Raw genomic sequence first — 10829 nt, forward strand, 5'->3', positions numbered from 1 at the left:
GGGTGGGGCAACTGGGGTGGTGTTGGGGCCCATCAAAACCCCAATTTGGCCCCCCACGCCCTCTTTGCCAGAGGAATCGATCTTTGGTGCAACGGATGCGGGGGCAAAGCCGCATTCGCCTGGGCTGTTGCCTCAAAGCTTCGACATGTGCACTGCACGCCAGCACTAAAGCGGCGCGAGTTAAGAGCTCAAAGATATGAAGCGTTCTCACACATCAGACCTGACTCGTGCTGGATCCAGCGACTCCTGCGTCGCGCAGATTGACCGGGTTGGGAACAGCCCAGGATGTTCGGGGCGCGCACCAGGGCGCCCCGTGGTCGTGAAGCTAGCGCTTGAGCGCTCGAATCACGCGTGCCAGCGCGCGCCCAGCGACGCACACGAACGGAACACCCACCACGAGCAGCGCGATGATGTTCGGTTCGAAACGGGTTACGCCGTCGCGTGAGACGTATGCACCGACAGGGATCGACATGCCGCCGCCCCCGCCGCCCGAGCCTTCGCCCTGCGCGACATCGTCGGCACCAGCGCCGCCCTCGCCCGCGCCAAACCCAAAAGAGGTGCATGCTACGGGCATGATAGTTGCGTCACCGAGCTCTACGGGATCGCCATAGGCCGAACGAACGCCCACCTGCGTGACAGTGTCTGCAATTTGCTTCGTGAGGAGTGCCATGGGCTCAGCCTATCTGCCCGCGCGGCGGCTGTCAGCTGTGCGCTTACTCCGAAGCGTGGTTGGGGTGCGACAGATGCTCGGGTACCGGGCGCTTCGCGGTAATACCGTCGCCCGATGAAACATGCTTGATGCGCCGAATGACCCAGGGGACCAGGTGCTCGCGCGCCCACACGACGTCTTCTTTGCGGGCCTCACGCCAGGTGTGGCTCGGCAGCGGTGGCGGGTCAAGCGGCTGCAGCCTATGCGGCACGCCGAGCGCATCGAGCGCTGCCCGCGCAATGGTGTGGTGACCGAGCGCGTTCAGGTGCAGCCGGTCATCGGCCCAGTATCGGGGGTCTTGCAGCTCGTCGATGGCCCACTGGTCGACAACGATACAGTCGTGTCGCTGAGCCACCTTGCGTACGTTCTCGTTAAAGATCGCAACCTTGCCTCGGATCGTGCGAAACACCGGCTGAAAAGCAGTATCGACGCCCGTGAACATGATGATCGTGGCGCCCGATTCCTTGAGCCGCGTGATGGCGGCGTCGAGCCTGGCCGCCACCTCGTCGGGGTCTGATCCGGGGCGAATCACATCGTTGCCGCCCGCGCAGATACTGATGAGATCGGGGCGCAGATCAAGCGCATGGTTGATCTGCTCTTCAGAGATTTGCCTGATGAGTTTGCCGCGCACTGCGAGGTTCGCATACGAGAAGTCGTCACTAAAGCTCGCGAGCACGTCTGCGAACCGGTCGGCCCAACCGCGCAAGCCGCCTGGGCTGTCGGGATCCGGATCGCCTACCCCCTCAGTGAAAGAGTCGCCGAGGGCCACGAACCGTGACCAGGGCAATTCAATCGTTGAGTCGTCGCCGTGCGGCGTCATTTCGTGCATCGTCATGGTTCTGGGCTCCCCTGTCACTCGTGGAGCAGTGTTACCTGAACGCGCGCTCCGGCTCTGGGAGCTAGTCTAGAGTGTTGTGACAGATTCGGATCCAGGCCTACATCTTCCCGGTACGAGCGCCGCCGAACTGCTCCCTCCCGCTTACCCTGAGCGGGCCGCGCACGGCACCGCTGGCACGCTGCGAGCGTGGCAGGAGGAAGCGATTCGAAAGTACCTCGACGCTTCGCCGCGCGATTTTTTGGCGTCGGCGACCCCTGGTGCGGGCAAGACCACATTTGCGCTGAGGCTCGCCGCGATTCTGCGCTCGAACCACACCGTGCAGCAGATCATCGTGGTCGCCCCGACCGAACACCTGAAGAATCAGTGGGCAGACGCCGCCGCGCGAGCGGGCATTCGGCTCAACCCGAGCTATTCAAACTCAGATGGACTCGGCTACGGGCGGCACTACCACGGCGTGGTCGTAACGTACGCGCAGGTCGCGATGAAGCCCGTGCAGCACAGGCTGCTGACCGAGAACATGGACACGCTCGTGATCATGGACGAAGTGCACCACGGCGGCGACGCGCTTAGTTGGGGCGACGCGATCTACGAGGCCTATGGCACGGCGCGCCGCCGGTTGTCGCTCACAGGCACGCCGTTTCGCTCTGATGATGCACCGATTCCCTTCGTGCAGTACGCACCACAGGGTGACGGGTCACGCATCTCGCTCACCGACTACGACTACGGCTACGGCCGGGCCCTGTCTGACGGCATCGTGCGCCCGGTGATCTTCATGGTCTATGCCGGCAAGATGCGGTGGCAGACGTCAGCCGGCGAAGAAATGGAAGCAGCCCTCGGCGAAGGCAATACGAAGGATGTGACCAGCCAAGCCTGGCGCACCGCTCTTGATCCGGCGGGGGATTGGATCGCGAAGGTGCTGCGTGCCGCAGATCGCAGGCTCACCGAGGTGCGCCAGCAGATTCCCGACGCGGGCGGGCTTGTGATTGCGACTGATCACGCGGCCGCGAAGGCCTACGCCTATCAGCTGCGCGAGATCACCGGCGAAAATGTGGCCCTGATCCTGTCTGATGAAGAGGGAGCGTCGGCCCGCATCGACGATTTCTCGCAGGGCACCTCGCGCTGGATGGTGGCGGTGCGCATGGTGTCCGAGGGGGTGGACGTGCCCCGGCTCGCGGTGGGCGTGTATGCGACGAGCTCGTCGACGCCAATGTTTTTCGCGCAGGCCATTGGGCGCTTCGTGCGCTCGCGTCGCCGCGGCGAGGTTGCGTCAGTGTTTATTCCTAACGTGCCTGCGCTTATGCAGCTCGCGGCCGAGCTCGAGAAAGAACGCAACCACGTGCTCGAGGGGCCTAAGAGCGCCGAAGAGATGTGGGACGCCGAGGCCGCCATGATGGCTGACGCGGAGCGCGAAGACAAAGCGTCATCTGAGCTGCTTGAGCAAGAGTTTAAGTACCAGGCGCTGGGATCAGACGCGCACTTTGACCGTGCGGTGTTTGACGGCGCAGAGTTTGGTGGCTACGCCGAGGTCGACAGTGAAGAGGAGCTCGACTTTCTCGGGTTTCCGGGCCTGCTCGAACCAGAAGACGTGAAAGCACTGCTGCAAGCCAGGCAGTCTCGGCAAGCAAAACGCAGCGCTTCACGGCAGGGCATCGTGGAGCACGCCCCTGAGAAAGCGCAGGCGCCCGAGGCGCTGCACCGCACGCTCGGCGAACAGCGCAAACTGTTGTCGCAGCTGGTGGGCATGTATGCGCGAGTGTCGGGTGAGCCGCACAAAGATGTGCACACTGAGCTTCGCCGCGTCTGCGGTGGGCCCGCTGTCGCGCAAGCATCGGTGACGCAGCTGCAAAAGCGCATCGAGCTGCTGCGCAGGCGGCTGCGACCGTAGGGTCTCATGCCGGCTGCGCGGCGCGGCCCGCGGTACCGCCCGCGGCGCTGAGGCGCCAGCTGCCGATAGGCGGTGCCGCCCGCCGATATACGGTACCGCCCGCCGATACACTGTGCGCATGGCAAAGAAGGCAGCAAAAAGCGCGACTGACAGGCAGGGCAAGACAGGCACGCCCGCAACCGTAGCGCTCACGCGTGCGCACATACCGTTTGCAGCGCGCAGCTATACGCACGACCCGGCAGAGACCGATTTTGGGGCCGAAGCCGCACGTGAACTCGGCATCGCCGCTGATCGCGTTTACAAGACCCTGCTCGTCGAGGTCGATGGAAAGCTTGCCGTCGCGGTGGTGCCGGTGAGCGGCAAGCTCGACCTCAAGTCGATCGCCGCGGCGCGAGGCGGCAAGCGTGCGGTGATGGCAGACCCCGCGCTCGCTGAACGCAAAACGGGTTACGTGGTGGGCGGCATCAGCCCGTTGGGGCAGCGCACCTCGCTACCGACCGTGATCGATGAGTCTGCGCGGGCGCACGACACCGTGCTCGTATCTGGCGGCAAACGTGGATTCGACATTGAGCTCGCCCCCGCAGACCTTGCGCGGGCATGCGGAGCGACGTGGGCCGAGATTGGCCGGGCCTAGGCGCGCATAGCCACGCGTGCGCGAAAACGCAGAATTGGCGTGATTATGCGCGACACACGCGAGATCCCGCACTGATTCGAGGCGGGCTTCGAAGCCGTGCTAAATTATTACTTGTTCGGCCGGTGAGCGAGAAAGCGAAACGGGCCGGAATGATTCGCGCGGGTGGCGGAATGGCAGACGCGCTAGCTTGAGGTGCTAGTGCCCGTATTAGGGCGTGGGGGTTCAAGTCCCCCTCCGCGCACGTGGATCAAAAACCCCCGGGTGAGAGAAATCTCACCCGGGGGTTTTTCTATTCCCGCCATCAGAATGGGCCCCTACGCGAGGCCAGATCTTCTACGATGAGAAGCGCGATGAATACTCCCGAGCGGCCCGCAGGCACGTCACCAGGTCACACCACCGGTGCGACCGTCCCGCCTGTCACGCCAGCCAATTCTTGGCGCTCGAGGGTCGCGCAGCTTGCAGGGCCTGCTCAGCTCGCCAATCTCGATCCGGATCATGCGCCCGACGGTGCTGGTATCAAAGACGGTGCCGGTGCTGGTCACACCCGCCTCGCGCTGCAGTTTGAAGTGCGCGAGCTGATTCCGCGCACGTCCGAACGCTGGAACGGGCCCACGTCACGCTCTGTGAAGCGTGGGCAAGAAGCGGGGAGCGGGGAATACAGGCTGGGCGCGCGGCCAGCGCTGCGTACCCAAAAGGGGTGGGCGAGGGGCGCGCTCACATGGTCGAACATCGGTCACAGGGGAGGCAGGCTCAACCTGGACGCGACGCAGCAGCGCTGGTTTCGGCAACTGTACGCGCTGCACCGGGCGGCCGAGACCGTCACGCTCGGCTTCGACGCGAACTGGGTGCTGCTTGACGACTTTGTGAGTCCTGCCCTCTGGACGATGCTGGGCGAGGCCGAGCAGTTGGGTATTGAACTGGTTTCTGCGGGCACCCACGCGCCGGTGCACCTGCATGCGCAGGCGCAGCTGAGTCTCGACGCAACGGCGGGCCGGGCGGGAGAGCTCCAACTGCGCCCGCTGCTGACGCTCGACGGGCGCGCGACCCCGCTGCGCGGCGGCGGCGTGATCGGCGATCACGGCCTCTACCTGGCCGAGCACGACGGTGACCGTACGGTGCACCTGGCGCCCGTAGCGGGCGGCTTCACACCTGCCGAGATTGCGCTGCTATGCGATAGCGCTGGGAACGACGGTGCAGACGGCAGCGCAGGCGGCGGCGCTGGCGGTGCGGGTGGTTTCGAAGCCCGCGACGCACCGCCGCTCGTGGTGCCAGCGGCCGAGCGCGAAGCATTCTTTACAGACGGCCTGCCCGCGCTGCGTCATAGTTTTCGGGTCTCGGGCAGTGACGGCTCGGTGCAGCTGCCCGAGCCGCAAAAGCTTGGCCTGCAGCTCACCGTCGCGTGGCGGCGCGGGCACAAACTCACGCTCAGCTGGGCCGTCGTGGGCGAAAGCGCGCTGCGTGAGGCGGCCACGGCGCAGCACCCGACACTGGCTGAGCTGTTACCGCCCGCGCTACTGCAATTGGGGCTGCTGCCAGCGAGCTGGAGTAGTGACGCTCTGCCGGCGCCCGACGCTCTGCCAGCGCCCGACGCTCTGCCAGCACCCGTAGAACTGCGCGGGGCCGACGCGGCAGAGTTTCTGAGCCGCGTCGTGCCCGAGCTTGAGCAGGTAGCGGGCATACAGGTGCGTAAGACGGGCGCGGCCCCAAACTACCGCGAGGCCGCCGGCCCGCCGAAACTCACTGTCACCACCGTGCCCAGCGAGACCGAAGACTGGTTCGACCTGGGTGTGCTCATCACGGTCGACGGCAAAACGGTGCCGTTTGGGCCGCTGTTTCGGGCGCTCGCCACGGGCAAGAAAAAGCTGCTGCTCGTCGATCACACGTACCTGTACCTAAATCACCCTGCACTGGCTCCCCTCACCGAGCTGATCGCCGAGGGGCAAGACCTCGACGAGTGGGAGACCGGGCTGCGCGTCACGCGGCACCAAGCCGCGTTTATTGCTGACTTTGAAGACCTTGCTGAAGAATCCCCGGAGGCCGAAAAGTGGCGCGTCCTCGTGCGCGACGTGGGGCGTGAGCACCCGGCACCTGTGCCCGTGCCGCAGGGCATCAACGCGCAGTTGCGTCCCTACCAGCGCGCGGGTTTTCACTGGCTGGCCTTTCTGTGGCGCAATCGCCTGGGCGGTATTCTCGCCGACGATATGGGGCTGGGCAAGACGCTGCAGTGCCTCACACTCATCGCCTGGGCGAAGGCGGGCGATGCCGGGCACGAGACGCCCGAACGCCGCCCGTATCTCGTCGTTGCACCGACCTCTGTCGTAAGTAATTGGGTCGCCGAGGCCGCCCGTTTCGCCCCCGGGCTGCGGGTGATCGCGCGCACCGCGACCGCGGCGGCCTCGGGGCGCACTGTCGCGCACGACGCTGCCCAGGCCGACATCCTCGTGACGAGCTACGCGCTGTTTCGTCTCGACTACGAGCAGTACCGCGGCGTGTGTGAAGATCCGGATCTTGGCCTTGCGGGCCTGATTCTCGACGAAGCGCAGTTCGTGAAGAACGCGCGCGCCGTGGGCAACGAGCTCGCCGTGCAGCTGCCGGTCGCGTGGAAGCTCGCGGTCACGGGCACGCCGATGGAAAACTCGCTGCGCGAGTTGCACGCGATCTCACAGATCGTGGCGCCCGGACTGTTTCCGTCGGCGAGGCGGTTCGAAGAAGAATACGTGCGTGCGATCGAGCGCCCCGCCCCGGGTGTTTCGGTGGGCCGCGGCGCCGGGAGCGGCCTTGAGACGCAGGCGGGACTGCGCACCAGGCGCATTGCGGCACTGCGGCGCAGGCTGCGTCCGTTCTTGCTGCGCCGCACGAAGGAGCTTGTAGCGACAGAGTTGCCCGAGAAGCTCGAGCAGGTGCTCGAGATCGAGCTGGCGCCCGCGCACCGGCAGCTCTACGACGCGTTCTTGCAGCGTGAGCGGCAGAAACTGTACGGGCTCATTGAAGACATTGACCGCCACCGGTTCACCGTGTTTCGCTCGCTCACGCTGCTGCGCATGCTCGCGATCGATGCCTCGCTCATTGACGAACAGTACACAGATCTGCCCTCGGCGAAGCTCGACGCGCTCGCCGAGCAGGCGACCGAACTGGCGGCTGAGGGTAGGCGTGCGCTCGTGTTCAGTCAGTTCACGTCGTTTCTAGACCTGGCCGAGGCGCGTCTGGGCGCTGAGGGTGTGCGCACGGTGCGGCTCGATGGAAGCACGCGCAACCGCGACGCGGTCATTGAAGCGTTTCGCCGGGGCGAGGCCGATGTGTTTCTGATCAGCCTCAAGGCCGGGGGAGTGGGCCTCAACCTCACCGAAGCAGACACTGTGCTGCTGCTCGACCCGTGGTGGAACCCGGCGAGCGAAGCGCAGGCGATCGACCGCACCCATCGCATCGGTCAGCAGGCGCCGGTGCACGTGCTGCGCATGATCGCGCTCGGCACGATTGAGGAGAAGGTGCTGGCGCTGCAGCGGCGCAAGCGGGCCCTGTTTGATGCGGTGGTCGACGACGAACAGCTGTTTGCGCGTGCGCTCACGGCCGACGATGTGCGAGCGCTGCTCGACTGAGCGTGGTCTTGTGGGTGGGCGGGGTCATTCTTGGGCGCAGGTGGTGAGTATGGTGCGGGCGAGCCAGGTCTCGTAGTCGGGTTGGCTCCAGCCCGCTCCGAGTACGAGCTGGTTGTAGCCCTCGGGTGATAGTAAAAATGAGATGGTGTCAGCAAGCGTCTCCCGTGGCTGGCCAGTGTTTGCGAGTTCGCGACGGCGGAGTTCATCAACAAGCACGAGTATGTCTGCGCGGCGGCGTTGTTGCAGCCCGTCGAGCTCCTTGCTGAGGAGGGTGTCGGAGTTGGCGGCTGACAGGAGTGTCGTCCAGAGCGTGCTGCTGCGCCGGTTGGATTCGGCTACAAAGTGCACGATGCCTGCGAGATAGCGGGTGTGGTCGGGTTCAGCGGTGATTTCGGTGACCGGGCCGTGGCTCGCGAGCGAATCAATGCTGTCGCTTCCGGCGAAGCTGTGTGTGAATGCGTCAAGCAGTAGGCGACGCTTGGGGCCGCCGAGTTTCACGGTTTCGACCGAGACGCCCGCTGTTTGAGCGATGTCAGAGAGAGAGGTGCCGGTGTAGCCCGAGGCGGCAAACAGGTCGGCTGCGGCTTCCAAGATTCGGGATCGTGTTGCGGCGGCCTGGTTGGCGCGCACCTCGGAGTGATACTGGCGATTGCGTGGCCGTGACTCCTGACCCGACATATTGACTTGCCTCCAAGGTTAGTGAATACTTTGACGTTAGACAGATTACCTTGGTCTGCACCCTAACGAAAGTCGCGCATGAGCTCATTCCTGATCTGCAGCACCCCTGTTCATGGCCATGTGACACCGTTGTTGACGGTTGCGCGGCATCTCGTGCAGCAGGGCCATCGGGTGCGTTTCTTGACCGGGCAGCGTTACGCTGACAGGGTGTGCGGTACTGGCGCCGAGTTTCTCGCGCTCCCCGCAGGGGCGGACTATGACGACACCGACATGAATGTCGCGTTCCCTGGCCGAGTTGGCAAAACCGGGGTGGCGGGGATTCGCTGGGACGTGAGCAATATTTTCTTGGCACCCGCGCCGGTGCAGATGCGAGCGGTCGATGACGCAATCGCGCAGGAGCCGGTCGACGCGATCCTCGTAGAGAGCATGTTTATTGGGGCCGTGGGGCTGCTCTCGAGGCCCCGTGCCGAGCGGCCCGCGATTGTGAACCTCGGCATTATCCCGCTGGGCGTGGAGAGCCGTGACACTGCCCCGTTCGGCCTGGGGATTCTTCCGAAGCCTGGCGTGCTGGGGCGGGCACGCAACGCCGTGCTTGCCGTGCTCACGAAGAAGGTCATCTTTGGTGGCGTGCAGAAGCAGGCCGAGCAGATCATATTTGAGGCAACCGGGCAGAAACTCGATGGCTTTTTTATGTCGGGCGCTTCGAAATCCGATGCGATTGTGCAGTTCACCGTTCCCGGTTTTGAGTACGAACGACGCGACCTGCCTGAGACGGTGCACTTCGTGGGGCCACTGTCACGCGCCACGGAGAGTGATGGCGCGTTGCCGGAGTGGTGGTCTGAGCTTGATGGATCACGGCCCGTGGTGCACGTGAGCCAGGGCACGATCGCGAACACCGATTACGACGAACTCATCACCCCCACGATGACTGCACTCGCGAATGACGAAGTGCTCGTGGTCGTCAGCACGGGTGGGCGACCACTTTCGACTCTGCCGTCGCAGCTACCGGCGAACGTGCGGGTGGCGGAGTACCTGCCGCACGACAGACTGCTGCCCCTTACCGACGTGTATGTGAGTAACGGCGGGTACGGCGGAGTGCATTATGCGCTTGAACATGGGGTGCCGCTGGTGGTCGCAGGCGCGACCGAAGACAAAGCCGAAGTCGCTGCCCGTGTGCAGTGGACGGGTGCTGGGGTGCGTCTGCGTACGAACCGGCCGACACCTGCGCAAGTGGGGGCGGCGGTGCGACGGGTGCTCGCTGACCCGGGCTACGCCGAACGCACCCGAAAGATTGGTGCAGAAGTTGAGGCGTCGAGCGGGCTTACGGGCCTGGAAACGGTGCTTGAAACACTGGTGACGAAGGCGGTGCAGGAGTGAGCGTGCGTAACGTGTTGCGGGGAGTACTCGCTGTCAGCGTGGTGCTGGGGCTTGTCGGGGTGGGGTCCGTAGCGAACGCTGTGCCAGCCCCCGTGGCCGGACCTGTGACAGGGGGTACTGAGGTCACGATTGAACCACCTCCCGGGGTGACCTTCACGCAGGTGAGTGCGGGCTATTTGCATTCGGTCGCGGTTGCTGCAGATGGTGCCGTGTATGCCGGGGGATACAACAGCTCCGGGCAGTTGGGTGACGGTACCAATACGGGCAGTAGTGTGCCGGTGCCGGTGGAGATGCCTGACGGGGTGACTTTTACGCAGGTGAGTGCAGGCTCTTTGCATTCGGTCGCGGTTGCTGCAGACGGTACCGCGTATGCCTGGGGAGACAACAGCTCCGGGCAGTTGGGTGACGGTACCAATACGGGCAGTAGTGTGCCGGTGCGGGTGAAGATGCCTGTTGGGGTGACTTTTACGCAGGTGAGTGCAGGATCTTTGCATTCGGTCGCGCTTACTAAAGACGGTACGGCGTATGCCTGGGGAGCCAACAGCGGCGGGCGGCTGGGTGACGGTACCAACACGGGCAGTAGTGTGCCGGTGTCGGTGGAGATGCCTGTTGGGGTGACTTTTACGCAGGTGAGTGCCGGCTATTTGCATTCGGTCGCGCTGGCTGCTGACGGTACGGCGTATGCCTGGGGAAACAACAGCGACGGCCAGTTGGGTGACGGCACCAACACGAGCAGTAGTGTGTCGGTGCCGAAGCCGGTGCAGATGCCTGCGGGGGTGACCTTCACGCAGGTGAGTGCCGGCTACTGGCATTCGGTCGCGGTTGCTGCAGATGGTGCCGCGTATGCCTGGGGATATAACGTCGCCGGGCAGCTGGGTGACGGCACCCACACGAGCAGTAATGTACCGGTGCAGGTGGAGTTGCCTGCGGGGGTGACCTTCAAGCAGGTGAGCGCCGGCGGTTCGCATTCGGTCGCGGTTGCTGTAGACGGTGCCGCGTATGCCTGGGGAAGCAACGTCTTCGGGCAGCTGGGTAACGCTACCAACACGGGCAGTAATGTGCCGGTGCAGGTGGAGTTTCCTGCGGGGGTGACCTTCAAGCAGGTGAGCGCC

General features: G+C 64.6%; 8 protein-coding genes and 1 tRNA gene. 6 read left to right on the plus strand and 3 right to left on the minus strand.

What is annotated here, in order from left to right; all coding sequences use genetic code 11:
- Window positions 1-325: 325 nt before the first annotated feature.
- Together ACXR2T_RS11455 and ACXR2T_RS11460 are read right to left on the minus strand one after the other, a co-directional pair.
- The gene (locus ACXR2T_RS11455) at window positions 326-670 is read right to left on the minus strand and encodes a spore germination protein GerW family protein (protein WP_458815387.1); all 345 of its coding nucleotides are present in this window, start codon (window positions 668-670) and stop codon (window positions 326-328) included.
- Between the two features lie 43 nt (window positions 671-713).
- A complete protein-coding gene (locus ACXR2T_RS11460) occupies window positions 714-1538 on the minus strand; it encodes an SGNH/GDSL hydrolase family protein (RefSeq protein WP_458837803.1) in 825 nt (274 codons plus the stop codon).
- 85 nt (window positions 1539-1623) lie between these two features.
- On the opposite strand from ACXR2T_RS11460, the gene ACXR2T_RS11465 reads away from it, so the two are divergent.
- From ACXR2T_RS11465 to ACXR2T_RS11480, 4 genes are all read left to right on the plus strand, one after another.
- On the plus strand, window positions 1624-3432 hold the full coding sequence (locus ACXR2T_RS11465; RefSeq protein ID WP_458815389.1) for a DEAD/DEAH box helicase: 1809 nt from the start codon (window positions 1624-1626) through the stop codon (window positions 3430-3432).
- Between the two features lie 118 nt (window positions 3433-3550).
- On the plus strand, window positions 3551-4066 hold the full coding sequence (gene ybaK, locus ACXR2T_RS11470) for a Cys-tRNA(Pro) deacylase (protein ID WP_458837666.1): 516 nt from the start codon (window positions 3551-3553) through the stop codon (window positions 4064-4066).
- A 156-nt stretch (window positions 4067-4222) separates the two neighbouring features.
- A tRNA-Leu gene (locus tag ACXR2T_RS11475) sits at window positions 4223-4307 on the plus strand.
- A 109-nt stretch (window positions 4308-4416) separates the two neighbouring features.
- Entirely contained in the window at window positions 4417-7662 is a 3246-nt protein-coding gene (locus tag ACXR2T_RS11480) for a DEAD/DEAH box helicase (RefSeq protein WP_458837667.1), read from the plus strand.
- Between the two features lie 24 nt (window positions 7663-7686).
- Here the strand turns inward: ACXR2T_RS11480 and ACXR2T_RS11485 are convergent, their stop codons facing one another.
- Window positions 7687-8253 (minus strand): TetR/AcrR family transcriptional regulator, encoded by a 567-nt coding sequence (locus ACXR2T_RS11485; protein WP_458837668.1) that lies wholly within the window; start codon window positions 8251-8253, stop codon window positions 7687-7689.
- A gap of 207 nt (window positions 8254-8460) precedes the next feature.
- On the opposite strand from ACXR2T_RS11485, the gene ACXR2T_RS11490 reads away from it, so the two are divergent.
- Entirely contained in the window at window positions 8461-9717 is a 1257-nt protein-coding gene (locus ACXR2T_RS11490; RefSeq protein ID WP_458837669.1) for a nucleotide disphospho-sugar-binding domain-containing protein, read from the plus strand.
- Window positions 9714-10829, plus strand: a 1116-nt coding sequence (locus ACXR2T_RS11495; protein WP_489945529.1) for an RCC1 domain-containing protein, incomplete at its 3' end; no start/stop codon positions are given. The genes ACXR2T_RS11490 and ACXR2T_RS11495, both read left to right, overlap by 4 nt.

Source organism: Leucobacter faecis (assembly GCF_054456635.2).

Excerpts from the sequence above, each read along its gene's own strand:
- ACXR2T_RS11455 (WP_458815387.1), bottom strand. The coding sequence starts at position 670 with ATGGCACTCCTCACGAAGCAAATTGCAGACACTGTCACGCAGGTGGGC.
- ACXR2T_RS11460 (WP_458837803.1), bottom strand. The coding sequence starts at position 1,538 with ATGCACGAAATGACGCCGCACGGCGACGACTCAACGATTGAATTGCCC.
- ybaK (WP_458837666.1), top strand. The coding sequence starts at position 3,551 with ATGGCAAAGAAGGCAGCAAAAAGCGCGACTGACAGGCAGGGCAAGACA.
- ACXR2T_RS11480 (WP_458837667.1), top strand. The coding sequence starts at position 4,417 with ATGAATACTCCCGAGCGGCCCGCAGGCACGTCACCAGGTCACACCACC.